This window comes from Stenotrophomonas sp. CFBP 13725 (genome assembly GCF_014841935.1).
Lineage (GTDB): Bacteria > Pseudomonadota > Gammaproteobacteria > Xanthomonadales > Xanthomonadaceae > Stenotrophomonas.
In genome coordinates this window covers 286,247-311,317 of record NZ_JACYUV010000005.1, presented here as the reverse complement: position 1 = coordinate 311,317, position 25,071 = coordinate 286,247, and the positions used below count along the sequence as shown (strand labels likewise).

General features: G+C 67.4%; 20 protein-coding genes. 16 read left to right on the top strand and 4 right to left on the bottom strand.

Annotated elements, in window-relative coordinates; translation table 11 throughout:
* Window positions 1-2 precede the first annotated feature (2 nt).
* From IFT65_RS11615 to IFT65_RS11580, 8 genes are all read left to right on the top strand, one after another.
* Window positions 3-923 carry a DUF58 domain-containing protein gene (locus IFT65_RS11615; protein WP_188326313.1) on the top strand — a complete coding sequence of 307 codons (921 nt, stop codon included), beginning with the start codon at window positions 3-5 and terminating at the stop codon, window positions 921-923.
* Window positions 920-1,369 carry a DUF4381 domain-containing protein gene (locus IFT65_RS11610; RefSeq protein WP_192081555.1) on the top strand — a complete coding sequence of 150 codons (450 nt, stop codon included), beginning with the start codon at window positions 920-922 and terminating at the stop codon, window positions 1,367-1,369. Before IFT65_RS11615 ends, IFT65_RS11610 begins: the two co-directional genes overlap by 4 nt.
* The gene (locus IFT65_RS11605; protein WP_192081554.1) at window positions 1,366-2,367 is read left to right on the top strand and encodes a VWA domain-containing protein; all 1,002 of its coding nucleotides are present in this window, start codon (window positions 1,366-1,368) and stop codon (window positions 2,365-2,367) included. The genes IFT65_RS11610 and IFT65_RS11605 overlap by 4 nt, the downstream gene beginning before the upstream one ends.
* On the top strand, window positions 2,367-4,178 hold the full coding sequence (locus IFT65_RS11600; protein WP_249405136.1) for a VWA domain-containing protein: 1,812 nt from the start codon (window positions 2,367-2,369) through the stop codon (window positions 4,176-4,178). Before IFT65_RS11605 ends, IFT65_RS11600 begins: the two co-directional genes overlap by 1 nt.
* Window positions 4,178-5,878, top strand: a complete 1,701-nt coding sequence (locus tag IFT65_RS11595; protein WP_192081590.1) for a BatD family protein — start codon at window positions 4,178-4,180, stop codon at window positions 5,876-5,878. The genes IFT65_RS11600 and IFT65_RS11595 overlap by 1 nt, the downstream gene beginning before the upstream one ends.
* A 65-nt stretch (window positions 5,879-5,943) precedes the next feature.
* On the top strand, window positions 5,944-7,272 hold the full coding sequence (locus tag IFT65_RS11590) for a dicarboxylate/amino acid:cation symporter (protein WP_192081552.1): 1,329 nt from the start codon (window positions 5,944-5,946) through the stop codon (window positions 7,270-7,272).
* A gap of 401 nt (window positions 7,273-7,673) precedes the next feature.
* Window positions 7,674-9,674, top strand: a complete 2,001-nt coding sequence (tkt, locus tag IFT65_RS11585) for a transketolase (protein ID WP_192081551.1) — start codon at window positions 7,674-7,676, stop codon at window positions 9,672-9,674.
* A gap of 181 nt (window positions 9,675-9,855) precedes the next feature.
* The gene (locus tag IFT65_RS11580; protein WP_192081550.1) at window positions 9,856-10,578 is read left to right on the top strand and encodes an ankyrin repeat domain-containing protein; all 723 of its coding nucleotides are present in this window, start codon (window positions 9,856-9,858) and stop codon (window positions 10,576-10,578) included.
* A 189-nt stretch (window positions 10,579-10,767) separates the two neighbouring features.
* Here IFT65_RS11580 and IFT65_RS11575 read toward each other — a convergent pair whose 3' ends face one another.
* Window positions 10,768-12,717, bottom strand: coding sequence for an acetyl-CoA hydrolase/transferase C-terminal domain-containing protein (locus IFT65_RS11575; protein ID WP_192081549.1), 1,950 nt, complete (start codon window positions 12,715-12,717; stop codon window positions 10,768-10,770).
* A gap of 206 nt (window positions 12,718-12,923) precedes the next feature.
* On the opposite strand from IFT65_RS11575, the gene IFT65_RS11570 reads away from it, so the two are divergent.
* The 3 genes from IFT65_RS11570 to IFT65_RS11560 are packed head-to-tail and all read left to right on the top strand — an operon-like array spanning window position 12,924 to window position 15,074.
* The gene (locus IFT65_RS11570; RefSeq protein WP_192081548.1) at window positions 12,924-13,286 is read left to right on the top strand and encodes a BlaI/MecI/CopY family transcriptional regulator; all 363 of its coding nucleotides are present in this window, start codon (window positions 12,924-12,926) and stop codon (window positions 13,284-13,286) included.
* Entirely contained in the window at window positions 13,279-14,487 is a 1,209-nt protein-coding gene (locus IFT65_RS11565; protein WP_192081547.1) for a TonB family protein, read from the top strand. The genes IFT65_RS11570 and IFT65_RS11565 overlap by 8 nt, the downstream gene beginning before the upstream one ends.
* Window positions 14,484-15,074 carry a hypothetical protein gene (locus tag IFT65_RS11560; RefSeq protein WP_192081546.1) on the top strand — a complete coding sequence of 197 codons (591 nt, stop codon included), beginning with the start codon at window positions 14,484-14,486 and terminating at the stop codon, window positions 15,072-15,074. The genes IFT65_RS11565 and IFT65_RS11560 overlap by 4 nt, the downstream gene beginning before the upstream one ends.
* Here the strand turns inward: IFT65_RS11560 and IFT65_RS11555 are convergent.
* Both IFT65_RS11555 and IFT65_RS11550 read right to left on the bottom strand, forming a co-directional pair.
* The gene (locus IFT65_RS11555; protein WP_192081545.1) at window positions 15,046-15,846 is read right to left on the bottom strand and encodes an MBL fold metallo-hydrolase; all 801 of its coding nucleotides are present in this window, start codon (window positions 15,844-15,846) and stop codon (window positions 15,046-15,048) included. The two genes, IFT65_RS11560 and IFT65_RS11555, sit on opposite strands and share 29 nt — an antisense overlap.
* 11 nt (window positions 15,847-15,857) lie before the next feature.
* Window positions 15,858-16,685, bottom strand: a complete 828-nt coding sequence (locus IFT65_RS11550; protein ID WP_192081544.1) for a S1/P1 nuclease — start codon at window positions 16,683-16,685, stop codon at window positions 15,858-15,860.
* A gap of 116 nt (window positions 16,686-16,801) precedes the next feature.
* Between IFT65_RS11550 and IFT65_RS11545 the strand changes: the two genes are divergently transcribed.
* Window positions 16,802-17,494, top strand: a complete 693-nt coding sequence (locus tag IFT65_RS11545) for an aspartate/glutamate racemase family protein (RefSeq protein WP_197974105.1) — start codon at window positions 16,802-16,804, stop codon at window positions 17,492-17,494.
* A gap of 181 nt (window positions 17,495-17,675) precedes the next feature.
* On the opposite strand, the gene IFT65_RS11540 is transcribed toward IFT65_RS11545, so the two are convergent.
* Window positions 17,676-18,305: an OmpW family outer membrane protein gene (locus tag IFT65_RS11540; protein WP_192081542.1), complete on the bottom strand. Its 630-nt coding sequence runs from the start codon at window positions 18,303-18,305 to the stop codon at window positions 17,676-17,678.
* 191 nt (window positions 18,306-18,496) lie between these two features.
* On the opposite strand from IFT65_RS11540, the gene gap reads away from it, so the two are divergent.
* From gap to IFT65_RS11520, 4 genes are all read left to right on the top strand, one after another.
* Window positions 18,497-19,501, top strand: coding sequence for a type I glyceraldehyde-3-phosphate dehydrogenase (gene gap, locus IFT65_RS11535; RefSeq protein ID WP_188326327.1), 1,005 nt, complete (start codon window positions 18,497-18,499; stop codon window positions 19,499-19,501).
* 159 nt (window positions 19,502-19,660) lie between these two features.
* Window positions 19,661-20,815 (top strand): N-acetylmuramoyl-L-alanine amidase, encoded by a 1,155-nt coding sequence (locus IFT65_RS11530; protein WP_192081541.1) that lies wholly within the window; start codon window positions 19,661-19,663, stop codon window positions 20,813-20,815.
* Between the two features lie 89 nt (window positions 20,816-20,904).
* A complete protein-coding gene (locus IFT65_RS11525) occupies window positions 20,905-23,595 on the top strand; it encodes a DUF2339 domain-containing protein (RefSeq protein ID WP_192081540.1) in 2,691 nt (896 codons plus the stop codon).
* The gene (locus IFT65_RS11520; protein WP_192081539.1) at window positions 23,592-24,950 is read left to right on the top strand and encodes a DUF3999 domain-containing protein; all 1,359 of its coding nucleotides are present in this window, start codon (window positions 23,592-23,594) and stop codon (window positions 24,948-24,950) included. Before IFT65_RS11525 ends, IFT65_RS11520 begins: the two co-directional genes overlap by 4 nt.
* Window positions 24,951-25,071: the final 121 nt, after the last annotated feature.

The following is a 25,071-nucleotide window of genomic DNA, read 5'->3' as shown; positions in this document are numbered from 1 at the left end:
CCATGCCGGTGAACGACAGTCATGACATCGCCGCAGGCGATGGCCTGGTGCCCACGCTGGCCGAGCTGGTCGCGCTGCGCGGTTCCGCCGTGCGCCCGCCGGCGCCGCGGCGAGGCCGGGTAGGGCAGGCCGGGCAGGCACCTTCGGCGATGCGCGGGCGTGGCATGGAGTATGCAGAATCGCGCGAGTACGTCGCCGGCGATGACGCGCGGCATATCGATTGGCGGGTGACCGCACGCAGCGGCCGCACCCATACCAAGCTGTTCCAGGCTGAGCGCGAGCGCGTCAGCCTGATCGTCGCCGACACCGACCCGGCGCTCTATTTCGGCACCCGTACGCGGTTCAAATCCGTGCAGGCCGCTCGGGTCGGTGCGGTTGCGGCCTGGTCGGCACAGCGTCGCGGCGATCGGCTGGCCGCCCTGCGCGGCAGCTTGACCGAGGCCCCGATTCCACCTGCCGGCGGCACGCGTGGTGTGCTGCGGGTGCTTGATGCGCTGAGCCGCTGGTATGCCGCTCCGCCGCCGGATGATGCAGGCCTGGAGCATGCGCTGCACCAGGCCCGGCGCGTGCTGCGTCCCGGTGCACGGATGCTGGTGCTGGCCGATCCCTTGCGCGCCGCCGCGATCCCGCTGGCGCAATGGGCGGGACTCGCCCAGCATCATGAAATCGATGTGCTGTTGATGGTGGATCCACTGGAGCTGGAGCCACCGCGTGATGCCTTGGCGTTTCTGGCCGAATCGCGACGCGTGCGCGTGGACCTGCGCAGCAGCGCCGTGCGCAGTCACTGGCAGGCCCACTTCGCCGATCCGCTGCAGCAACTGCAGGAGACGCTTGCCGCGCGACGTATCGCGGTGCATGTAGTGGCCACCAACGCAGACAGCGCGAGCTGGCTGTCACCGGCCGTACGCGAGGTCGTGGCATGAGCACGAACCTGCCACTGCGCGACGTGCACCTGCCCCCTGCGCCGAGCCTCTGGCCGCCCGCGCCGGGGTGGTGGGCAGTGGCCGCCGTTGTCCTGCTTCTGCTGGCGATCCCGCTGCTCTTGCGTTCGCGGCGCCTTCGCCGCGAACGGGCCTGGCAACGGCAGTTCGATGCCGAGCTCGCCGCCGCCGGCACGGGCGCTGCTCGGGTGGCGGCGCTGTTGGTCCTGCTGCGTCGTGCAGCACGCCAGCAACGGCCCGGCGATGAGGTGCTGCAGGGCGATGCGTGGTTGCAGGTGGTGGACCCGACGGGTTCGCTGTCCCCGCCGCAGAAGGCGCTTCTGCTGCAGGGGGCCTACCAGCCCCACGTGGACCCGCAGCAGCTTGCCGCGCTGGAACCTTGGGCCCGCACACGCTACGTGTCGCTGTTGAAGGAGGGCGCGCGATGACGTTGCCCGCTTGGCCGTGGCCGGATCTTCTGCTTGCCTGGCCGTGGGCGCTGCTCGCCTTGCCGCTGCCCTGGCTGATGCGCTGGTGGCCGCGGCGGGCAGCCCAGCAAGGGTCTGCCCTGCGCGTGCCGTGGTCGGCTCAGCATCTGCAGGAGATCGCCGGCGAGGCCCGCCATGACGGCGCCCGCCTTCATCGCGCGGTGCTGTGGCTGGGCTGGTGTTGCCTGTGCATCGCCTTTGCGCGGCCGCAGCTGCTTGGCGAGGCGGTCAGCCCGCCGGTGCAGGCCCGTCAGCTGATGCTGGCCATGGACGTGTCCGGCAGCATGGGCGAGCCGGACATGGTGCTGGGCAGCCAGGTGGTCGAGCGGCTGACGGCGGCCAAGGCCGTGCTTGCGGACTTCCTGGACCGGCGTGCAGGGGATCGCGTCGGCCTGCTGGTGTTCGGCGACCGCGCGTACGCGTTGACGCCGATCACCCCGGACCTGGCCAGCGTGCGTGAGCAGCTGGGCGATGCGGTGGTTGGGCTGGCCGGGCGCGAGACGGCGATCGGCGATGCGATCACCCTGGCCGTGAAACGCCTGCGCAGCCAGCCTGAGGGGCAGCGCGTGCTGATCCTGCTGACCGACGGCGTCAACAATGCCGGCGTGCTGGCTCCGCTGCGGGCCGCCGAACTGGCGGCCACCGAGCACGTCCGCGTGTACACCGTCGCCTTCGGCGGCGATGGCGGCATGAAACTGTTCGGCATGGACATCGGGCAAGCGCAGGATCCGGTGGATGAAGCCACCCTGCGCAGGATCGCCGACGTCACCGGTGGACGTTTTTTCCGTGCGCGCGACACCGCGCAACTCGCTGGCATCTATGCCGAGCTGGACCGGCTGGAGCCGGTGACAGCGCTCGGGCCGGCACTGCGGCCACGCAACGAAGTGTATTTCTGGGCATTGGCGTTGGCGATGCTGCTGGGCGCGCTGGCATGGCTGTGGCCGGGGCGGCAACGATGATGTCCGACGTTCTGACGATGGTGCACTGGACGCGCCCGCACCTGCTGTGGGGGCTGCTGGTCCTTCCCGTGATCGCACTGTGGGCATGGCGCCGCAGTCGCGTCGCGGGTCGCTGGGAACAGGCCGTGGATGCTCACCTGTTGCCGCATCTGCTGCAGGGCGGAAGTGCCAGCGCGCGGCGCTGGCCGTGGGCCGTACTGCTGGGCTGGTTGCTCGCGGTGGTGGCGGTGGCTGGACCGGGGTGGCGACAACAGACGCAGACCCTGCTGCAGCCGCAGTCGCCGCTGGTGGTGGTGCTGGACCTGTCCACGCGGGTCAGCGCTACCGATCTGCCGCCATCGCGGTTGCTGCAGGTACGCGCGAAGCTGGCCTCGCTGTTGCAGCAGCGCGAGGGGGGCCAGATCGCGCTGGTGGTCTATGCCGATGATGCCTACACCGTGGCCCCGCTCACTGACGACGTCGCCAATGTGGCCCTTTACCTTGATTCCCTGTCGCCGCAGGTGATGCCGGCCGACGGCCAGCGCGCCGACCGTGCACTGGATTGGGCCACGCTGCTGCTGCAGCGAAGCGGCATGCGCGGTGGCCAGATCCTGCTGCTGACCGATCAGGCTGACGACGGCGCGGTAGCGGCGGCTGCGCAGGCGCACGCGCAGGGGGTGCGGGTGTCGGTGCTCGGCGTGGGCACGCCGGCGGGCGCGGCGTATCGCGATGGGCGCGGCCAGATAAGCAATGCCGCACTTGATGAGAAGAGCCTGTCACGGTTGGCAGCAGCCGGCGGCGGCCGCTACCAGCGGCTGGCTCGCGATGGTACGGACCTGCAGGCACTGGACGTGCTGCAGGCGGACCAGGTGTCCGGTGAACAGGAGCGCGGCAGTGCACGGCAATGGCTGGACCAGGGCTACTGGCTGCTGCCGCCAGTGATGCTGCTCGCACTGCTGGCGTTTCGCCGTCGTGCGGCGGTACTGTCCGTGCTGGTGCTGCTGGGCGCGTCGACGATGTTGCCCCTGCCGCTGCAGGCACAGGAAAAGGCGGCAGCCGCGCTGTCGGCGCAGGCCGACAAGGCCACCCCGTGGCTGCGCCTGGACCAACGCCGGCAACAGCGTCTGGAACAAGGCGTGCGTGCCTACCAGCAGGGCGATTTCGGCACCGCCGCGCGGCAGTTCGAAGCGGTGGACAACGCCGAGGGCTGGTACAACCTCGGCAATGCGCGCGCGCGACAGGGCGATCTGGATGGGGCCATACAGGCCTATGACCGTGCATTGAGCCAGCGGCCGGGAATGGAGGATGCCGTCGCCAACCGGGCCGTGGTGGACGCGGCGCGCAAGCGCAAGAAGCCGCCCGGTGCGAAAGCGGGCACATCGCCGCCGTCACAGGGCGGGAAGGGGCAGCAGCAGGCCGGGCAGGGCCAACCGCCGGCGCAACCGCCTGCGCAGCCACCGAAGGCATCCGGCTCGCCAGGCGCTGGCGCCCCACCGTCGCCGCCGCAGCAGAACACGCCCCCCAACGCGCAGCCATCCAACAACGACGGCCAAGGTGCGCCGCAGCAGAAGCCTTCCGCTGATCCGCAGGCACAGGCCCGCGCCGATGCCGAACAGCGTCAGCGCATGCAGCAGGCCATGAAGAGCGGCCAGGGCGATGGTGATGGCAAGCAACAGCAGCCGGCGCAACGCACGGATGGCCGGACTCCGCAGCAACGCGAACAGCAGCAGGCGGTGGACGCCTGGATGCGGCGCGTACCGGACCAGCCCGGCGATCTGCTGCGGGCCAAGTTCCAGCTGGAAACAGAACGCAGGAAACGGGAAGGACCATGATGCGACACGCCCCCCCCTATACCCTCATGCGGATGCCGACGTGGCTGCTGGTGCTGATGCTGCTCTGTCTGCCGGTAGGCGTGCAGGCGCAGCCCCGTGCCTGGCTCGACCGCGCCCAGGTGGACCTCGGCGATACGGTGACGTTGAACATCCAGACCGACAGCGATGCAGCGCCGGATCTGGCGCCGTTGCGCGCCGACTTCCAGCTCAGCAACCAGACCCGCAGCCGCCAGGTGGAGTGGAGCAACGGGTCCATGCAGACCCGCACGCTGCACGGCGTTGCGTTGTCACCGCGACGGGCCGGCACCGTGGTGTTGCCGCCGTTGCAGGTGGGATCGGTGTCCACGCCCGCCCTGCAGCTGCAGGTACGCGAGGCCGCGCCTGCACGCAACGACGGCAGCGCGCTGGCCTTCATTGAAACCGAGGTGGATGATCGCAGCCCGTATGTGCAGCAGAGCGTTGGCGTGGTCGTGCGGTTGTATTACGCCGCGCAGCTTGCCTCCGGTTCGCTGGTGCTGGATACCCCCGCGGGTGCGTCGCTGCAGGTGGTCGGACAGGACCGCACCGACGTGCGCGAAGTGAACGGACGACGCTATAACGTGGCGGAGCGTCGCTACCTGCTGATCCCGGAACGCAGCGGGCCGCTCACGCTGGTTGGTGCGCGCTTCGACGGACGCTCGGCGGGCAGCTTCTTCGATGATTTCTTCGGCGGCCGCGGTGATGGCCGCCTGCGTGCAGCCGCTGCGGACCAGACGCTCCAGGTGCAGGCACAACCGGCGGATGCACCGCAACCCTGGCTGCCGCTGCACGATCTGCGGCTGCGCTACACGCTTGCACCCGACCGTGCACGCAGCGGTGAAGCGGCGACGATCGAGGTCGAAGCAGTTGCCGTTGGCGCGACGCGCGCGCAGTTCACCGAACTGCCGGTGCCCGACGTGGGGGCCGATGCCCAGGTCTTCGCCGAGCCAGCGCAGTACGACGAAACCTTCGTCGGTGGATCGCCGCAGCTGAAGATCACGCGCAAGTACGCGGTCGTGCCGCGCCGCGAGGGTGCCCTGACCGTGCCGGGCATGCAACTGCGCTGGTGGGATGTGACGGCCGGGCAGGCGCGCAGCAGCACGCTGCCCGACCTGACGTTGGCCGTCGCCACGGGGGCGGCCGGCGTGGCATCCCCCGTGCCGCCGGTCCAGCCGGTGGATACCGACGCCGCCTTGCCGGGTAGTGAGGGCGAGCTGTCCGCCAACGGCCAGCATCCGCCGCGCGCGGCGGCTCCGTGGCCGTGGATCGCAGCGGTGGGCGGGCTGGTGCTGCTATGGCTGCTGACCCTGTGGTGGGGCTGGCGTCGCGGGCGCCAGCGTGCTGACGTGAGCGTCCCGGTGGCGGCTGCGGATGGCGCTGGTGCCACGCGTTCCTCCACCAAAGCGTTGCGCCGCGTGCTGGAGTCCGAAGACCTGTCCGTGGTCGCGTCCACCCTGTGCACCCTGGCCGGGGTGGCGCGACTGGAGCAGGTAATGGAAAAGCTGGGCGATCCCCGTCAGCGCGCGGCGCTGCAGGCGCTGCAGCAGGCGCGCTGGGCGGGCGAGGGCGACCTGGTCGCGGTGCGCCGGCTGTTGAAGGAGGCCTTCCATGACGGTCCGCACTGGTCGCAGCCCGTGGAAATCGCGCAGACTGGGTTGCCCCCCCTGTATCCGCGCGGTTGAAACACGCCGCGTGGCGGGGTGCAGCGCTTTGCTAAAGTACGCTCACTTGTAAGGAAAACGACCCGATGACAGCAGCCAGCCCCGCGAAGAAGAAGATGCCCCTGCACTGGAAGATGGGCATCGGCTTCGCCCTTGGCTTGGTCCTTGGCCTCGTGGTGCACGCGCTGGGCGGGCAGAACCCGGCCTTGATGGAGGCGGCCAAGTGGGTGATGCATTACGTCACCACGCCGGCCTCGGGCCTGTTCCTCAATCTCATTTTCATGCTCATCGTGCCGTTGATCTTCTCCGCGCTGGTGATGGGCGTGTCGGAAATGGGCGACGTGCGCTCGCTCGGCCGGATCGGCTGGAAGACGCTGGCCTACACCATCGTGTTGTCCAGCATCGCGGTGGCCATCGGGCTGGTGCTGGTCAACGTACTCAAGCCGGGCGTCGGCGTGGATCCGGCGATGGCCAACCAGATCCTGGCCGAGAACCTGGAGCGCTCCAAGGAGATCGTCGCCGGCGTCGGCAGCCAGCCGAAGGGCGCGGACATGCTGCTGTCCATCGTGCCGAACAACATCGTCGCCGCTGCCTCCAGCAATGGGGCGATCCTGTCGCTGATGTTCTTCGCCCTGATGTTCGGCATCGGCATGGTGCTCACTGCGGAGGAGAAAGTCGCGCCGCTGCGTCGTGCGATCGAAGGCATTTTCGAAGTCTCGATGACCCTGATCAACCTGGTCATCCGCCTGGCGCCGTACGCGGTCGCCTGCTTCATGTTCAACCTGGCCGCGTTGTTCGGCTTCGAGCTGCTGATCCGCCTGGGCGCCTACGTCGGCGTGGTGGTGCTGGCGCTGGGGCTGCACATGGTGGTCACCTACGGCGTGGCCGTCTGGTTGTCCGGCCGCTCGCCGTTGGCGTTCTTCCGCGATACGCAGGAAGCCACGGTGATGGCCTTCTCCACGGCCTCCAGTAACGCCACCCTGCCGACCGCGCTGCGCGTGGCGGACGAGATGGGCCTGCCGCAGAAAGTGTCGCGCTTCGTGCTGACGGTGGGGGCCACGGCCAACCAGAACGGTACCGCGTTGTTTGAAGGTGTCACGGTGATCTTCCTGGCGCAGTTCTTCGGCGTGGACCTGAGCATCGGCCAGCAGGTGATGGTGATGGCGGTCTGCATCCTCGGCGGCATCGGCACAGCCGGCGTGCCGTCGGGCTCGCTGCCGGTGGTGGCGATGATCTGCGCGATGGTCGGGGTGAACCCGCTGGGCATCGGCCTGATCCTGGGCGTGAACCATTTCCTGGACATGTGCCGTACGGCGCTGAATGTCACCGGCGACCTGGCCTTGACCACGCTGGTGGCGAAAGGCGAAGTCGAAGAACCGTTGGTGCCGACCCCTGCGCCTGATCGCATTGCTTGAATCCACGCATCGGCGGTACCGGGCCGAATGATGCCTTGGTAGCGCCGAGCCGTGCTCGGCGGGTTTCCCCGTGCGCCGCTGCGCTCGCCGACCATGGGTCGGCGCTACCGGAGCGGATGATGCCTGCGTAGCGCCGAGCCGTGCTCGGCGGGTTTCCCCGCGCCGCTGCGCTCGCCGACCATGGGTCGGCGCTACCGGAGCGGATGATGCCCTGGTAGCGCCGAGCCGTGCTCGGCGGGTTCCCCGTGCGCCGCTGCGCTCGCCGACCATGGGGCGGCGCTACCGGAATGACTGCCCCGTTGCCTGACCGGGGGGTTACCGTGTGAGTCCGCCCGGCGTAGCGCGGCGCTACAATGACGTGCCCGCACGTCCGCGGCCGCCTCCCTGATTCCTATAGAACCATGACGCAGCCTACCCGCCGCCAGTTGGCCAACGCCATCCGTTTCCTTGCCGCCGATGCAGTCGAGACCGCCAAGTCCGGCCACCCCGGCATGCCCATGGGCATGGCCGACATCGCTGAAGTGCTCTGGAACGACTATCTCCGCCACAATCCGAACAACCCGAAGTGGTTCAACCGCGACCGTTTCGTGCTGTCCAACGGTCATGGTTCGATGCTGCAGTACGCACTGCTGCATTTGAGCGGTTATGACCTGCCCATCGAGCAGCTGAAAGCATTCCGCCAGCTGGGCAGCAAGACGGCCGGCCATCCGGAGCACCACGAAACCCCCGGCGTAGAGACCACCACCGGTCCGTTGGGTCAGGGTTTCGCCAATGCTGTCGGTTTTGCCTTGGCCGAGAAGCTGCTCGCCCAGCGCTTCAACCGCCCGGAGCTGGAGATCGTCGATCACCACACGTACGTATTCATGGGTGACGGCTGCCTGATGGAAGGCGTCTCGCACGAAGCGGCGTCGCTGGCCGGTACGTGGGGCCTGCACAAGCTCGTCTGCTTCTGGGACAACAACCACATCTCGATCGATGGCAACACCGATGGCTGGTTCACCGACAACACGCCCGAGCGTTTCGAAGCCTATGGCTGGAACGTGGTGCGTGACGTGGATGGCCACGATCCGGAAAGCATCAAGGCTGGTATCGAGGCGGCCCTGGGCCAGGACGACAAGCCGACGCTGATCTGCTGCCGTACCACCATCGGCTTCGGTTCCCCGGCCAAGGCCGGCAAGGAATCCAGCCACGGTGCACCGCTGGGCAAGGACGAACTGGAGGCCACGCGCAAGGCGCTGGGCTGGGAGTACGGTCCGTTCGAAATCCCCGAATCGATCTACGCCGGCTGGCGTGCGGGCGGTACCGGCACCCTGCGCCAAGCCGAGTGGGAGCAGCAGTTCGACAAGTACGCCGCGCGTTTCCCGGCGGAAGCAGAGGAGTTGACCCGCCGCTCGCATGGTGAACTGCCGGAAGATTTCATCGCCAAGGCCGACGCCTACATCGCGCAGGTCGCCGCGGAAGGCCCGACCATCGCCTCGCGCAAGGCATCGCAGCTGGCCATCGAAGCGTTCGCGCCGCTGCTGCCGGAACTGGTGGGAGGCTCGGCCGATCTGGCCCATTCCAACCTGACCCTGTGGAAGGCGAGCAAGTCGGTTGCTACCGACGATGCCAATGCCAACTACGTGTATTACGGCGTGCGCGAGTTCGGCATGACCGCGATCGCCAACGGCCTGGCCCTGCATGGCGGGTTCCTGCCGTTCGATGCGACCTTCCTGGTGTTCAGTGACTACGCCCGCAACGGCGTGCGCATGAGTGCGCTGATCCCGGCACATGCCATCCACGTGTACACCCATGACTCGATCGGCCTGGGCGAAGACGGCCCGACCCATCAGCCGGTGGAACACCTGGCGTCGCTGCGCTACATCCCGAACAACGATGTGTGGCGTCCCTGTGACGCGGTGGAGTCGGCGGTCAGCTGGAAGGCCGCCATCACCCGCCAGGACGGTCCGAGCTGCCTGGTGTTCAGTCGCCAGAACCTGCCGCACCAGCCGCGTGACGCCGAGCAGATCACCCAGATCGAGCGCGGCGGTTACGTGTTGGCGGATGCGCAGGGGGGAACGCCGGACGTGATCCTGATCGCCACCGGTTCGGAGGTCTCGCTGGCCACCGAGGCGAAGGCGGAGCTGGATGCCGCAGGCCTGAAGACCCGCGTGGTCTCCATGCCGTCCACCGATGTGTTCCTGCGTCAGGACGCGGCCTATCGTGAAAGCGTGCTGCCCAACGCCGTGCGCAAGCGCGTCGCGGTCGAAGCGGGCGTCACCGGTTTCTGGCGCCAGTTCGTTGGCCTGGACGGCGCCGTGATCGGCATCGACACCTTCGGTGCATCGGCACCGGCTGACGCGTTGTACAAGCACTTCGGCATCACCACCGCGCACGTGGTGGAAGCTGCCAAGTCGCTGTAAACACGGCCTGGAGGGTGCAGCGGGTCCTCGATCCGCTGCACCCGCTGTCCATCGGACCGCGCTGAATCGGCGCGGTTTTCCGGCCGCAGCGCCGGAATGATGCGTTGTCGCCTGGCCTGTTTCCAGCAGTGCATGGCCTTGTCATGCTGGCCCGTCCGCAACAAGCCGCGACGGCCCTTCAATGAAAACCACCCCGTTTCTCGCTGCCTGCCTGATGGCGATGAGCTGCTTCCCGGCCATGGCGGCCACGCCTGCCGTAAAGGCCGATCCGGCACTGTTCCGTTACAGCGTCGAGCAGATGCATAAGATCTCGAACCCGGATCTGCTGGGGCATCGGAATTTCTATGATTTCCGGTCCACCGGTCCCGATGCGGCGTGGTTCGATGCGGTGAAGCAGGGCAATCTCGCCGAGGTCCGCCGACGCGTGGAAGCCGGGCAGAACCTGGAAGCCAAGGACGAAGACGCACTGGGCCAGACCGCGTTGGGCTGGGCGGCCTTCATCGGCTACGAGGACATGGTCCACTACCTGGTGGAGCAGGGCGCGGACATCCGCGCGACGGACCGGGCTGACGTTTACAACGCGCTCAAGTCCGCCGTGATGGGCGGCAACGTGGCGGTGGTCGAATACCTGCACGGGCTGCTGCGCGACGAGACCGACTGGGACGCGCGTGAGAGCGACCAGGAAACGCTGTTCATGGTGGCCGCCGTGGACGGTCGCCTGGAGACGGTGGAGTACATCCTGCAGTTCCATCCGGATCTGAACGCGGTGGCGATCAACGAAAAACCGAAAATCAACGAAAGCCCGCTCAGCGGTGCCTGCGAAGGCGGGTTCGACGACGTGGCGAACCTGCTGATCGCAAAGGGCGCGATCAACCACAAGACCGGCCGATCAAGCTGCAACTGAGGGTAGAGACGGCTTCAGCCGGCTGATCGCTCCGCGCAATCCCGCAGCCGAGCACGCCACGGCGCTACCACCGCGCGCGCGACGCCCACCGCATCGCCAGGTAGAGCCGGCTTCAGCTGGCTGATCGCCCCACGCAATCCCGCCACCGAGCACGGCTCGGCGCTACGGAGGTCGCACCCGCCCGCCGGATCACGCCGTACGCGCCAACGCCAATCGCAGCAGCCGCGCATTCAACCGCTCACCGACGTTCGCAGGTGCCTGTAGACCCATCCGTTGCAGGTACACCGCATCGCCATCGCCGGCAGGTTGCCAGATCGCCGCCCACACGGTGCGCAGCTTCGCGCCGCGCGTCTGGGTATTGGCTTTCAGCCAGCCCAGCGCCTTCAGCAGCACCTGCTCCAGCTCCGTGAAATCACTACCCAGCGGATAATCCGGCAAGGTGCCATCGCTGCGGAACGCGGCCAGCGTGGCCGACAGTAGCTGCGGCGTGTTGCGCTGTGCACGCGGGTCCGGCTGAGCATCGGTGCCGAGCTTGCGCGCCTCCTTCGCCTGCTGCAGCAGCGGGTCCTGGAAAGGCCGCTCGGTGATGCCCGCCATCGCAAGCACGCAATCCGCGTCCGTCAGACCGCGAAGATCCGCGATGCCATATTCGTCGAGGTAGATGTCGCGCAGGTGGCGCGGGATGGTCGTATGCCCGTAGTTCCAGCGTACGTTGCTCTGGCGTGACCCCGCATCGTCGCGCGCGGCACGGAACATCAGGATGCTGCGCGCCTCGGGCAAGGCGTGTGCCATGGCCACGAAGTTGTACTGGCCGCCGACACCGGATACCACGCGGCCATCTTCCAGCGCATCCGACACCGCCGCACCCAGCGCGGTGGCCATCATGCAGGAATTGAAGAAGCGCGCATGCCGCCGCTGCAGCCGCTCAAGCTCTTCATTGCTGCCGTACAGCTGGTTGATTTCGCTGATGCGGCGCATGCCGATTGCGCGACACTCGTCCTCTGGCAGGGTGCGCAGCCAGTCGTAGAACTCGGGCGAGCCCAGATAGAACGCCCCGTGCAGGTACTCGCCTTCCGCCGCCAAGGTGGCGTGGTCGGCGGTGTAGGCGCTCCCGTTGTCCAGACGCTTCATCAGGGTCAGGTCATCGTGCACTTTCCGTTTGATCACGCCGCACTGCACGAGTTTGCGGAATCCTTCGTTGAGCATTTCGCTGCAACCGTACAAGCCTTCCTCGAACGGCCCCAGTCCACCGATCTCCGCCACCAGCGGATGCGTGGCCAACTGAGGGTCCAATGCATGCAGCACGCGGCGGTACAACGCATTGTCGGTATGCCGCAGCACGAGGGCATGGCTGAGTGCATCGGCCAGTGCACCGATGCCGATCTGCAGCGTGCCACCGTCGCGCACCAAGGTGCTGGCATATAGGCCGATGGCATGGTCGGCATCGCTGACCGGCTGCCGCGGCAGGCCGAACAGCGCGGGGTAGGGGCCCGGTGGAGTGATGATCAGATCGAAGAAGGATTCCTCCACGGCAGCCGTGCCGCCGATCCACGGCAGCTGCGGATCCACCTCGGCGATCAGCAGCGGACGTGGCAATCCCCGCGCGGCCATCGCATCGATCGTATCCTGGGTGATGTCGTTGTTGCAGGACAACGACAGCCGGTCGCTGCCCTCCCGACGCGCTACCTTCTGCACGATGGCATGCGGTGCACGCTGCGCCACCGCATCAGCGGCGTGGGTGTAGTTGAGACTGGTGTAGCTGGCCTGCGCCTGCCGCGAGCGCAGCAACGCACCGGACTGCATGTAGAACTCTTCCACCTGCACGTGGTCGGGCAGCGCATCACGCGCCATCGCATCGGCATAGGCCAAGCGCACCACGTCCTTGCCGAAATGGCGCTCGGCGAAGGGGCCCATGAAGCGCGCCTCCAGGCCGTCGCCGCTCGCCACCGGCGGGTTCAACGACAGTGCCGTGTAAATCTGCAGCGGACGTGCGGGATCGTTTTCTACCCGTGCATACAGCGCGTTGAGCAGCCGATGCGGCTTGCCCAAGGCCAGTGGCGCACCGATCCGCACCGCCCCTTGCACCCGTCCCAACAACCAATCCACGGCAGCATCAAGGTCGGTCAGGTGATCGGTCATCGGCGCAGGTTCCTTGTTCGTGATGACCGCATTACAGCATGACCGCCTTGAACCGCCGTCTAAAAAGGGGACGGAGGGGATTAAGTCGCAATCGGCCGACAGCGTGGCCGATTGCGACTTAATCCCCTCCGTCCCCTTTTTCTCCTGCTTGACACTCGCTGCGATTACGTCTGTAATCGGCTTGTCGATTACAGGTGTAAACGCACATGCAGATCAGCGATGCAGAGGCCGTGGTGATGGAGGTGCTGTGGCAGCGGGCGCCATTGGCTGCCGAGGAGGTCATTGCGGCTCTGCGTGCACGGGACTGGGCCGAGCCGACCATCAAGACATGGCTCAACCGCCTGCTGGCCAAGGGCGCGATTGCGGCCGAACGCGATGGCCGACGCTACCTGTATCGCCCGCTGCTGCAGCGGGAGGCGTGGGTGGCCCGGCAGAGCGAACAGTTCATTGAGCGCGTCTTCGAGGGCCGCATCGCGCCCTTGGTCGCGCATTTCAGTGAACGCGGGCAGCTCAGCCCGCAGGACATCGCCGAGCTTCGCAGGCTGATCGGAGAGATGGGCGATGACTGACCTGTTGATGCTCTTATTGCGGGCCAGCGTGTGGCTCACGGTGGGCGTACTGCTGCTGGCCGTCGCGCGCCCGCTGCTGCTCCGGCTGGGCGGCGGGCCATTGGCGTATCGCAGCTGGTGGCTGTTGCCCGTGCTGCTGACGCTGCTGGTGGTGCCGCTGCCGTATCCGCCCGCCGCGCTCCCGGACGGTATGGCGTTGCTCGCCATGACGAAGGGTGCGGCGAGCCAGAACGGACCGTGGGTGACCGCGAGCGGAGGGGCCACGTTGCTGGCAGCGCTGTGGGGGCTGGGTGCAGGGCGTGCTCTGCTCAGGGCATGCATCGCCCAACGCCGGTTCGAACGACAGTTGGGCGTGCTCCGGCAGCGCGGGGACGGTAGCTGGCAGGCAGACGTGGACGCGGGGCTGCCTGCGCTGGTGGGCGTGTGGCGGCCGCGGATCATCGTGGGTCCTGGTTTCGACACGCGCTTCGACCCGCAGCAGCGGAATCTCGTGCTCCAGCACGAACGCAGCCATCGCGACCATGGCGATCACTGGGTGAATGCCGTCGTGCTGATGATGCGCTGCCTGTTCTGGTTCCATCCGCTGGCTGCCTGGAGCGCGCGCCGCCTGCAGCGCGATCAGGAACTCGCCTGCGATGCGCGCGTTCTTCGGTTACATCCGGCCCATCGCCGGTCTTACGCCACTGCGTTGCTGACAGCGCAACTGGCCCACCCGATCGCACCGGTGGCCTGCCACTGGCGCGGACAGCCTGTGTTGAAGGAGAGGATTTCCATGATGAAACAAGGAACGAGCGGACGCGTGCCCGTCGCCTGCGGTTATCTGATGGTGGCGGGATTGTGTATCGGTGCGGGCGGCATGGCCTGGGCAAGCCAAGGCGCAGGCAGCGCACCGGCGCTATCGGCAGCGCCGGTTGACCGCGATATCAAGGCGGCCCAGATGGCGGCCCCTGACTACCCGGAAGAGGCGTTCGAACGAGGCATCACCGGAAAGGTCGTGCTTCGCGTTGATGTCGACGCCGACGGCAAGGCGAGTGGTGTCAGCGTCGTGAGCGCGACGCCGGCGGGAGTGTTCGAGGCGGCCAGCGTTGAGGCCGCGCGGCAGTGGACATTCACGCCCGCGGTGAGGGATGGGCGAAACGTACCGGGGACGCTGCAGATCCCCGTGCAGTTCGCACTCGATCAGCCGCCGGTGGGGCCATGACAGGACGTGCCGCCATCGCGATCGCGGCGTTGATGATGCTCGGTTGCAGCCGCCACGACATCCGCCAGGCGGTGGATACACGCGAGGAGAACATCGACCACCAGCGCCTGGATCCGCTGCCCCCCTCCGGTATCGGGTCCGGCGCCGTGGAGACCTACACCCTGCAACCCGGCGAAAGCTACCGCATGCCGCAGCTGCACACGGCACCGCCCCCGGTGCTGGGGGATCGAGAACAGCGTCAGGAGCTGGCGTTGACCACGGTGTGCGTCCAGCTGGTGGTCGATGCAGATGGCAAGGTGGAGCGCAGTCTCCCGGTTGCCGACCGCACGGAGTGCCGGGCCGGTGCGGCAGCCGAGAACGGGGCGCTGCGGCAAGCGGTCCAGGAGGCGGTGCAGCACTGGAGATTCTCGCCGGCCGCCATCTGCCACTTCGCGCCGGGCAAGCTTCCTCGCGAGCCGTCTGACTGTGAAGGTCCCGACCGCATCGAGCCCATACCGGTGAGCCTGCTGTACGCCTTCACCTTCGAAATAGTGAAGGGCCGACACTACGTCCCCTTTTTTATGCGCCGCCTTGCAGGTTGGCCTTGATGGCCGGGTGCATCAGCTTGGGCTCCGGCAGGGTGGCATCGCGGGCTTGCCGGCTGGCGACGAAGGTCGCTTCATCCGTGCCGACGCGTACGTGGATGTTGTGCGCGCGCTGCTCGGCAATGGTGGTCTCGTTGCTGATCGCGCGGCCACCCGGGCCGTAGTCGTGACAGACGTATACCCGCGTGCTGTCCGGCAGTGCCAGCAGCGTCTGGATGGAGCGGTAAAGCTGGTGGGCATCGCCACCGGGAAAATCACAGCGCGCGGTGCCGGCGTCGGGCATGAACAGGGAGTCGCCGGGAAACAGCGCGTCACCGATCAGGTAGGCGATGCTGTCACTGGTGTGTCCTGGTACCGCGAGCACCCGGCATTGCACGGTTCCCAGCGCGAACGTTTCGCCATCAACGAACAGGTGGTCGAACGCCTCCCCCTCAGCGGCAAGGTCCATCCCGTAGCGCGGGGCGAACGTTGCCTGCACCGCGCGGATGCCCTCGCCGATGGCCAGTGTGGCCTCAGGGAAGCGCTGCTTGAGCCAGCGGCCCGCCGACACGTGGTCGGCATGCGCATGGGTCTCCAGCACCCAGCGCAGCGCCAGTCCCTCGGCCAGCAGATGCCCGAGCACAGGGGTCAACGCCGTCTCGCTGACCGTGCCGGTTTCCAGGTCGTAGTCCAGCACCGGATCGATCAGGGCAGCCTGCCGGGTGGCCACATCGTGCACCACATAGCTGAAGGTGTTGCTGTCGGGATGGAAGAACGACTGGACATGGGCAGACATCGGGTGACTCCTCAGCGCGGGCCGAGTGTGCGGTTCAGCACCTGCGCCAAGTGCTCGCCGGCGATGCGCAGTTCGCTCTCGGCCACGGGACGATAGCGGTCGGTGTAATCGGCTCCGAGCTTACGCGAAGTGGGGTAAACGCCTTTTTCAACCGCGATACGGCAGCTGGACTCAGCCCATGCCTCCGCATCCTTGCGCACGTCGACCCGGCGCGCCAGCGCAGGTTGCGGCAATGCCTGCAGCACCGTCAGGTAGCCGGCATCGTCCAATCCGCGGGTATTGAGCAGCCCGCTGTCCCAGACCGAATGCAGGTTGCTGCCGCGTCCATTGAACTGCACCTGGACCTCATTGCCGCCCTTGTCGTGGCCGAAGCCCGCATGCATGGGCTGGTGGATGTCACCGACCAGGTGGACGACGAACTTCAGCGCTTGCGCGCGCTCGGCGTCGCTATTCCTGCGGTCGGACAGGATACGGGTCTGATCCTTCAGCGCTTCGACCACGCAGTTGCCATCCGGGCAGTGCTTGGCGGCCTGGTAGACGCAGTTGTCTTCGGCGATGTTGACGTAATGCCAGCCAGCGGAACGCTTGCCGAGATCCCGGTCGGTGGCGCGCAGCTGGTCGGCCCAGGGGGCCACACCGGCGAGCGTGGGATCGGCTTCACTTGCCAGAAGTCTGTCTACTTCGGCACGTGCGGTGGGCGTCAGCCTGCTTTCTGCGACGCGCCCGACCAGACGATGGCCCTGTGCGCCCCACGCAAGCGCATCGGTGGAGCAGAGGGCCAGTGCCAGCGCCAGCGCGGTAAGGGGCAGGGGAGAGCGGAGGGGGAAGGGGCTTTTCATCGGCCCTATTCTAGCGGTCGGCCTGCAAGGTGGCTTGCCCCGATAAGGGGGGCCGGCCTCACGCAGCGGTATGCTGGCTTATGCAGGAAATCGAGGAGAGCAGCGTGTCAGAGACCATGGTCGGCCTGATTGGCGGCATGAGCTGGGAAAGCTCCGCGCAGTATTACCGGCTGATCAACGAGCAGGTGCGGGAGGCCCGCGGGGGCGTGCACTCGGCGCGGCTGCTGATGTGGTCTTTCGATTTCGCGCAGATCGAGGCGCTGCAGGCCGCAGGCGACTGGGACGGCGCAGGCACGCTGCTGGTCGACGCGGCCCAACGGCTTGAGCTTGCCGGCGCCAGTGCGGTCGTCATCTGCACCAACACCATGCACCGCCTGGCAGATACCGTGCAGGCCGCAATTGACGTTCCCCTGCTGCACATCGCCGACCCGACCGCCACGGCGGTGAAAGCGGCGGGTATCCAGCGCATTGGACTGCTGGGCACCGCGTTCACCATGGAGCAGGCGTTCTACACGGGCCGGTTGGAACGCCAGCACGGCCTGCAGGTCGTCGTGCCGGATGCAGCAGATCGTGCGCTGGTGCACCGGGTGATCTATGAAGAGCTGGTGCGCGGCCACGTGCTGCCGGCCTCGCGGGAGGCCTATCGCGGGGTCATGCGGCGGCTGGTGCAACGCGGCGCGCAGGGGATCATCCTGGGCTGTACGGAGATCATGTTGCTGGTTACGGATGAAGATGCCAGCGTGCCCCTGTTCGACACGACGGCGCTGCACGCGCAGGCGGCCGCGCAGCATCTGCTGGCGCAGCGGTAGCGCCGAGCCGCGCTCGGCGGGGCATTCATGGGGAAGGCCCAGCAGCGGTAGCGCCGAGCCGTGCTCGGCGGGGCATTTCACGGGGAAGGCCCAGCCTCGGTAGGGCCGAGCCGTGCTCGGCGGGGCATTTCATGGGGAAGGCACAGCTGGCTGAAGCCGGCTCTACCGGCGCCGCCGCCGGTCAGAACTTCACGACGTACGACACGCCATACGCCAGCGGGTCGATGTTGACGGTGCCCAGGTCCTGGCCATCCAGTTTGACCTTGCTGTCGATGTCCATCCAGCGCAGGTCCACCCGCAGGGCGGCTTTTTCGCTGAGGGCGAAGTCCACGCCCGCGTGCGCGGCAAGGCCCCACGAATCGTCCATTTTCAACGTGCTGCCGGCCAGTGCACCGCCGGTCTCCTCGCTGAAGAACGTGGTGTAGTTGATGCCGGCACCGAGGAACGGCGACACCTTGCCGGCACTGTTGAAGTGGTACTGCAGGGTGACCACCGGCGGCAGGTGTTTGGTGCTGCCGACACGGCCCAGGCCGGCGATGCGGATGTCGTGCTTGAACGGCAGCGCGGCGAGGACTTCGATGCCCAGATTGTCGGCGATGAAGTACTCGCCGGTGATCGTCGGCTTGATGTCGCGGTCCACGTCCACCTTCAGCGTACCGCCGGCCAGGGCGCCGTTGTTGGATTTCGGCGCAACCTGGTGGACGCCGGCCGACAGCGTCCAGTCGCCCTTGGATTGGGCCATGGCAGGGGCGGCGGTAAGGGCCGAAGCGGCGGCCAGGGTGGCCATCATCAGGGGGGCGGTGCGGCGCATGGTGCAGGTCTCGTTGCGGGGTTGATGCCCGCAGTCTCTGCCCGCCCTGCACGCAACGCCTTGATCCGGATCAAATCCCTGACGGGCGCGAGGGCTGGCGCGTCCTGTCCGCCGGTAGTGAAGGCGGTTTGCTAGACTAACCGGCCTTATCCATCCCGCCGCGCCGTGCGCGGCCGCAGGAGCTCATCAACATGGCAATCAAGGTTGGTATCAACGGTTTCGGTCGCATCGGGCGCAACGTCCTGCGCTCGGCGGTGCTGAACTTCGGCGACGACATCGAGATCGTGGCCATCAACGATCTGCTGGAGCCGGATTACCTGGCGTACATGCTGAAGTACGATTCGGTGCACGGCCGCTTCAAGGCGGAGGTATCGGTTGATGGCGGACACCTAGTGGTCAACGGCAAGAAAGTGCGCCTGACCCAGGAGCGTGATCCGGCCAACCTGAAATGGGACGAAGTGGGCGTGGACGTGGTGATCGAATCCACCGGCCTGTTCCTGACCAAGGAAACGGCGCAGAAGCATATCGATGCGGGCGCGAAGAAGGTGATCCTGTCGGCGCCGTCGAAGGACGATACGCCGATGTTCGTCTACGGCGTCAACGACAAGACCTACGCCGGCCAGGCGATCATCTCCAACGCATCGTGCACGACCAACTGCCTGGCGCCGTTGGCCAAAGTCATCAATGACAAGTGGGGCATCAAGCGCGGCCTGATGACCACCGTACATGCGGCAACCGCCACCCAGAAGACCGTCGATGGCCCGTCCAACAAGGACTGGCGCGGTGGCCGTGGCATCCTGGAGAACATCATTCCCTCGTCCACCGGTGCGGCCAAGGCCGTCGGTGTGGTGATCCCGGAACTCAACAAGAAGCTGACCGGCATGAGCTTCCGCGTGCCGACCTCGGACGTGTCGGTGGTCGATCTGACCGTCGAGCTGGAGAAGGAAGCCACCTACGCCGAAATCTGCGCCGAAGTGAAGGCACAGAGCGAAGGCGCGCTGAAGGGCATCCTGGGCTATACCGAAGACAAGGTCGTGGCCACCGACTTCCGCGGCGAGACCCACACCTCGGTGTTTGATGCCGATGCCGGCATCGCGCTGGACAGCACCTTCGTCAAGCTGGTGTCGTGGTACGACAACGAGTGGGGCTACTCCAACAAGTGCCTGGAAATGGCCAAGGTCGTCGCGGCCAAGTAAGCCGCTTCACCACGTGACACCCGAACCCCGGCCGATGCCGGGGTTCGTCGTTTCAGGCCTGTGTCGGCGATCACGAAGCCCACGCGACAGGCGGTTTTCCGACAGCCGAGGACACGCCACGGATGCTAAATCTGTCGCTCCTCTTCGTAAGGCACCGCCATGTCGAACCCTCTCTTCCCACTGCTTTCTGCAGGGCTGTTCTGCGTTGTTGCAACGGTGCAGGGGGCGACGGTTGCCCCGCCGGACGATGCGGGTATCGTGGCGGCGATCGTGCAGCAGATGGAGCGGCCGCTTGTACGTTCGTCCGGCACCGTCCGTGCCGAGGCGGCCGCCGATGGCAGCTGGACCGTAGAGCTGGGCGGCCGTTTCCTCGACGATGTACGTGGCCCGCAGATACCGGCCGAGCTGGATGCGCGCCTGCAGGCGATCCGGTTGGCGGTACTGCTGCAGCGTGAGCAGCAGGGGGCCATGCCGCCGTCGCTGGAATTCCGCTTCAATGGCCACCGCCTTGAACATTACTTCCCGTCGCCGCCGGCGCGCCCGCGTGCGCACAATCCGCTCGATGAGGGGGCATCAGGGGTCGACGTTTTCATTTCAGCCAGCCATGGCTGGTACCTGCACGGCGGCACCACGTGGTACCTGCAGCGCCCGCCCACAAACGGCATGATCGAAGATCTGGTGACGCCGCAGTTCGCCCAGAAATTCGCGGACGCTCTGGATGGAAAAAAGGTGCGCTGGGCGTTCTCGCGCTCGGTGGAGACGGCGTTGCATCCGGTCGCCGGTAAACCTTGGTGGCAGATGGCCGCCCGCTATCACGCGCAGGCGCTGTACCCGGACCGCCCCGACATCTGGCAGAGCTACGCCGACCGCAGCACGCCGCTGCGCGAGTACAACGACGATATCCGCAGCCGCCCGCTGATGGCCAATGAAGTGGGGGCCGGTGTGCTGGTGCACCTGCATACCAATGCCGCCAGTCCATTGGCCACCGGCATGATGGCGTTCCATCAGTCCGGTCGCAGCGAAGACCAGCGGCTGGGGCATGTGCTGCTGTGCAAGATGCGCGATGCCATCCAGCAGGTGCCGGCCTATGCCGATTATCGTGTACGCGTGCAGCCGAGCACCGGCAACTTCGGTGAAAACCGCCTGGCACTGGCGCCCTCCATCCTGATCGAACTTGGCTTCCACACCAACCCGCAGGACGCGGCTGCACTGCAGGATCCGCAATTCCAGGCGGCCGTTGCCGAGGGCCTGCGCGAGGGCTATGACGCGTTCCAGCAGGGGGTCGGTGCAGGGGGCGGACGCGTCTGCCAGTGACCAGCGCGCCCAGCAGGCCCGGCTTGACGTAGCATGGCACGGCCCGTCGGCGCCATCGTGGCCCCGTAGCGACAGCAGGAAGCCGTTGAATGGAAGCGTTGATTGTCATGCTGGTGCTGGTGCTGCTGGCCATTCCGTTGTTGCTGGTGGTCGCCCTGGCGAAGATCGCCGGCCTGCGGCGCCGGGTAGGCGTTCTGGAAGAGGCCCTGCTCGGGCGTGAGGCATCACCGCACGCGCAGCCACCCATCGCCGATGCGGCCGCTCCCGCTTCGGCCACGTGGGATCCGCTGCCGCCGATCCAGCCGTGGCCGGTGCAGGCAGCGGCTGCCGATGCGGATGATGTCGAGCGACCGGTGGTGGCCCCGCCCGTGCGCGAGGTCGCCGCCTCGGTTGCCGCGCCGCCGCCGCTTCCGCCCGGCACCCAGGAGGCCCCGCCGCCGCCCGCCTACGTCGCACCGCCGCCGCCCTCCGGCCCGAATGCGGTCGAGCGCGCGCTGAGCGCCGCCAAGCGCTGGTTCACCGAAGGCAACGTGCCGGTGAAGATCGGCATGCTGGTGCTGCTGGCGGGCGTTGCGGCGCTGCTGAAATATGTAAGTGACCAGGGCCTGCTGGATGTGCCGATCGAGCTGCGCCTGGCCGGCATCACGGTGGGTGCGCTCGGCCTGCTGGTGTTCGGCTGGAAGCAGCGCGGCAGCCGCCGCCTCTTCGCGCTGGCGCTGCAGGGCGGGGCGATCGGCGTCCTGCTGCTGACCGTGTTCGCTGCCTTCAAGATCTACCACCTGGTCGACCCGCTGCCGGCGTTCATCGCCAGCATCGCCTTGGTGGCGGGCCTGTGTGTGCTGGCCGTGGTGCAGGATTCGCGCACCTTGGCGGTGCTGGGCATCCTGGCCGGTTTCATGGCGCCGCTCTGGCTGTCCACCGGCAGCGGCAACCACGTTGGCCTTTTCAGTTACTACGCCGTGCTCAACGCGGGCATCTTCGCCATCGCCTGGTTCCGTCCGTGGCGCGTGCTGAACCTGCTCGGCTTCGTGTTCACCTTCGGCATCGGCATCGCGTGGGGCGTGCTGCAGTACCGGCCGCAGGACCTGCCAAGCACGCAGCCGTTCCTTGTGCTGTTCTTCGTCTTCTATCTGCTGATCCCATTGCTGTACGCGCGTCGCCAGCCAGCGGAGAAGCGCGACCTGGTCGACGGCAGCCTGGTGTTCGGCACGCCGCTGGTGGCGTTCTCGCTGCAGGCCGCGATGCTGCATGACCAACCGATGCTGCTGGCCTGCATTGCGGTTGGCGTGGCAGCGCTGTATGCCGTGCTGGCCCGCGCCTTGATCCATCACCGCTCGTTCGCGGTGCTGGCGCAGTCGCACGCGGTACTGGCGGTGGGCTTTGCCACGCTGGCGGTGCCGCTGGCCCTGTCCGCGCGCGTTACTGGTGCCATCTTCGCGCTGGAAGGCGCCGGGCTTGTCTGGCTCGGCCTGCGCCAGCAGCGCCGCCTGCCGCAGATCAGTGGTGCGCTGCTGCAGATTGCCGCCGCGTTTGCGTTCGTGGCCGGTGCCGATTACTGGGACGGCGACGCACGCTTCCTGCTCAATCCCACTGCGATGGGCGTGCTGCTGATTGCCGTGGCCGGTTTTGCCGCAGCGTGGAGCTATCGTCGCCACGGTCGCGACAGCATCGCGCTGGTGTATTACCTGTGGGCGCTGTCGTGGTGGCTGCTGGGGCTGTCGGCCGAAAGCCTGCGCTTCCTGCCCAGCCGTCATGAACCGGCTGCGCTGCTGATCCTGACGGCGCTGACCGGCTGGCTGGCAGCGGAAGTGCATCGCCGGCAGCCGGCGCGCGCGCTCGGATTGACCACGTTGGCGATGCTCGCCTTGGCCTTCCCGTTGCTGCTGGCCCAGGTGGCGATGCACCGCCAGCCGTTCGCGGGATATGGCGGCCTGGCATGGGCACTGGTCGCGGTGCTCGGTACCCGTTCACTGCATGCGCTGCGCCAGGGCGCGGGCAAGCTGGCGCGGGTGGCGCAGTTCCTGTGGTGGCTGCTGTGGCCGTGCGTGTTGTCACTTGCGCTGCAGCAGGTGGCCAGCCGCCTCAACATCGCGCAGGGCTGGGAGATCGTGATGGTGCTGCTGCCCTGGATCGTGCTGGTGGCGCTGACCATGCACCGTTGGCGCTGGATCAGCCAGCCACTGGGGGCGGCATTCGATCCGGCACGTCCGTTGCTGCAGATGGTGCTGTTCGGCGTGCTGGGTATCGCCTGGTTGTTCCTGCACTTCGTGCCGGGCTGGCCGGATCCGTTGCCGTGGTTGCCGGTGGTCAATCCGTCCGAACTTGCGCAGTGGGTCATGCTGCTGCTGGCCGCGCGCTGGTTGTATTCGACGCAGGCACCGGCCGTGCTGCAGCGGATCCGCGTGCCGGTACTGGCCATTGCCGGTTTCATCGCCATCACCAGCGTGACCCTGCACGCCGTGCACCACTGGGGCGATGTGCGTTGGAATGACGCACTGTGGTCGTCCAGCCTCGCGCAGACCAGCCTCACCGTGGTGTGGAGCGTGCTGGGCGTGATTGCCTGGGTGTGGGGCTCGCGCCGCGGCCAGCGGGTGTTGTGGACCGTCGGCGCGGTGCTGATGGCCGTGGTGCTGGCCAAGTTGATCCTGATTGATCGCAACCACCTGGGTAACCTGCTGGGCATTGCATCGTTCATCGCCTATGGCCTGCTGTGCACGGTCGTGGGCTACTTCGCGCCGGCGCCCCCGCGCCCGTCGCAGACCGTGGAGGAAGCTGCATGAAGACCTGGATGGCGCTGATGATGGCGCTGTGCGTGACCCCTGCCGCGCTGGCCCAGGAGCACCGGCAGCAGTATGTCGAGCAATGGCCGCTGCGCTTGTCCAGCGAGCAGTCCGGTGCGTATCGGGTCGTACTGGAGCCGGAAATCTACCGGCGTGCGTGGTCCCCGCAGCTGGCCGATGTGCAGGTCTACAACGCGACCGGGCAGGCGCTGCCGTCCGCCCTGCTGGCGCCGGACCAGCCCCTTGCGCAGCCGCCGGTGCAGCGTGAGCTGCCGTGGTTCGCCCTGCCGGCACTGGATGCGCGCAGCCGCAACGATCTGCAACTGCTCACCGAACGCGATGCCGATGGCCGCGTCCGCCGTGTGGAAGCCCGCGTGGGCGCCAGCACGGGTGCAGGTCCCTCGGCGGGCTGGCTGATCGACGCCAGCGTGCTGGGCCAGCAACCGCTGGCGGCACTGGTACTGGACTGGGCCGAGCGCGAGCAGCCGCTGCAGGTCAACGTGCAGGTGGATGTCAGCGATGACCTGCGCAACTGGCAGCAGATCGATGCGCAGGTGCCGCTGGTGGATCTGCAGCGGGCTGGCAAGCGTCTGCTGCAACGGCGGATCGAGATCGGCCATGGCGCGCGCTACGTGCGCGTGCTGGGCAACGATGCGCAGGCACTGCCGGCGTTGCGCGGCGTGCTGGCCGAAGTGCCGCCGGCACCGGCGACGATTCCCTGGGAGTGGCTGACGCTGCAGCCGAAGCAACAGGCCGATGGCGCGTTCGAGTTCGAGCTGGACGGTCGCTTCCCGATCGGTCGGCTGGACGTGGCAACGACCGGCAACAGTCTGGTGCAATGGACGGCCTTCAGCCGCGATGATCCAGGCGCGGATTGGCAACGCCGCACGGCGCCGTGGGTGGCGTATCAGGTGCAGGCGGACGCGGCCGGGCAGCAGCAGTCGCCTCCGCGCGAGCTCGGCGAGACCACGCGGGATCGCTACTGGAAGCTGGTGGCTGATCCGGCGAACAGTGCCACCGTTCCGCTGCTGCGCCTGGGGTACCGTCCCGAAGTTCTGATGTTCCTGAGCCAAGGGGCCGCGCCTTATGCCTTGGCCGTGGGCAGTGCGACCGCATCGCGGCAGGACGCACCGGTGGGCGTGGTGATTGCTGACCTGCGTTCACGCAATGGACCGGAGTGGCAGCCCAGCCTGGCGCGCCTGGAAGGGCCGCCGGAAGTGCTGGCGGGTGAAGCGGCATTGCAGGCACCGCGCGACTGGAAGCGGTGGCTGCTGTGGTCGCTGTTGATCCTGGGCGTGCTGGTGGTCGGTGGGCTGGCCTTGAGCGTGCTGCGGCAGAAGCCTGCCGACGCCTGACCGAGGGTGGCGAGGGCCGCTGGCCGTCAACCCTGCGCGGCGGCGCAGGGGCGTGCGGCGTCAATCACGTATCCCGGTTTGCGATGCGCCGTGACACCCCGGACAATAGTGGGCTGCGCCC

What these genes read in the sequence shown, in the direction of transcription:
- IFT65_RS11615 (WP_188326313.1), top strand. Translation starts at nt 3, where the DNA reads ATGCCGGTGAACGACAGTCATGACATCGCCGCAGGCGATGGCCTGGTG.
- IFT65_RS11610 (WP_192081555.1), top strand. Translation starts at nt 920, where the DNA reads ATGAGCACGAACCTGCCACTGCGCGACGTGCACCTGCCCCCTGCGCCG.
- IFT65_RS11605 (WP_192081554.1), top strand. Translation starts at nt 1,366, where the DNA reads ATGACGTTGCCCGCTTGGCCGTGGCCGGATCTTCTGCTTGCCTGGCCG.
- IFT65_RS11600 (WP_249405136.1), top strand. Translation starts at nt 2,367, where the DNA reads ATGTCCGACGTTCTGACGATGGTGCACTGGACGCGCCCGCACCTGCTG.
- IFT65_RS11595 (WP_192081590.1), top strand. Translation starts at nt 4,178, where the DNA reads ATGCGACACGCCCCCCCCTATACCCTCATGCGGATGCCGACGTGGCTG.
- IFT65_RS11590 (WP_192081552.1), top strand. Translation starts at nt 5,944, where the DNA reads ATGACAGCAGCCAGCCCCGCGAAGAAGAAGATGCCCCTGCACTGGAAG.
- tkt (WP_192081551.1), top strand. Translation starts at nt 7,674, where the DNA reads ATGACGCAGCCTACCCGCCGCCAGTTGGCCAACGCCATCCGTTTCCTT.
- IFT65_RS11580 (WP_192081550.1), top strand. Translation starts at nt 9,856, where the DNA reads ATGAAAACCACCCCGTTTCTCGCTGCCTGCCTGATGGCGATGAGCTGC.
- IFT65_RS11575 (WP_192081549.1), bottom strand. Translation starts at nt 12,717, where the DNA reads ATGACCGATCACCTGACCGACCTTGATGCTGCCGTGGATTGGTTGTTG.
- IFT65_RS11570 (WP_192081548.1), top strand. Translation starts at nt 12,924, where the DNA reads ATGCAGATCAGCGATGCAGAGGCCGTGGTGATGGAGGTGCTGTGGCAG.
- IFT65_RS11565 (WP_192081547.1), top strand. Translation starts at nt 13,279, where the DNA reads ATGACTGACCTGTTGATGCTCTTATTGCGGGCCAGCGTGTGGCTCACG.
- IFT65_RS11560 (WP_192081546.1), top strand. Translation starts at nt 14,484, where the DNA reads ATGACAGGACGTGCCGCCATCGCGATCGCGGCGTTGATGATGCTCGGT.
- IFT65_RS11555 (WP_192081545.1), bottom strand. Translation starts at nt 15,846, where the DNA reads ATGTCTGCCCATGTCCAGTCGTTCTTCCATCCCGACAGCAACACCTTC.
- IFT65_RS11550 (WP_192081544.1), bottom strand. Translation starts at nt 16,685, where the DNA reads ATGAAAAGCCCCTTCCCCCTCCGCTCTCCCCTGCCCCTTACCGCGCTG.
- IFT65_RS11545 (WP_197974105.1), top strand. Translation starts at nt 16,802, where the DNA reads ATGGTCGGCCTGATTGGCGGCATGAGCTGGGAAAGCTCCGCGCAGTAT.
- IFT65_RS11540 (WP_192081542.1), bottom strand. Translation starts at nt 18,305, where the DNA reads ATGCGCCGCACCGCCCCCCTGATGATGGCCACCCTGGCCGCCGCTTCG.
- gap (WP_188326327.1), top strand. Translation starts at nt 18,497, where the DNA reads ATGGCAATCAAGGTTGGTATCAACGGTTTCGGTCGCATCGGGCGCAAC.
- IFT65_RS11530 (WP_192081541.1), top strand. Translation starts at nt 19,661, where the DNA reads ATGTCGAACCCTCTCTTCCCACTGCTTTCTGCAGGGCTGTTCTGCGTT.
- IFT65_RS11525 (WP_192081540.1), top strand. Translation starts at nt 20,905, where the DNA reads ATGGAAGCGTTGATTGTCATGCTGGTGCTGGTGCTGCTGGCCATTCCG.
- IFT65_RS11520 (WP_192081539.1), top strand. Translation starts at nt 23,592, where the DNA reads ATGAAGACCTGGATGGCGCTGATGATGGCGCTGTGCGTGACCCCTGCC.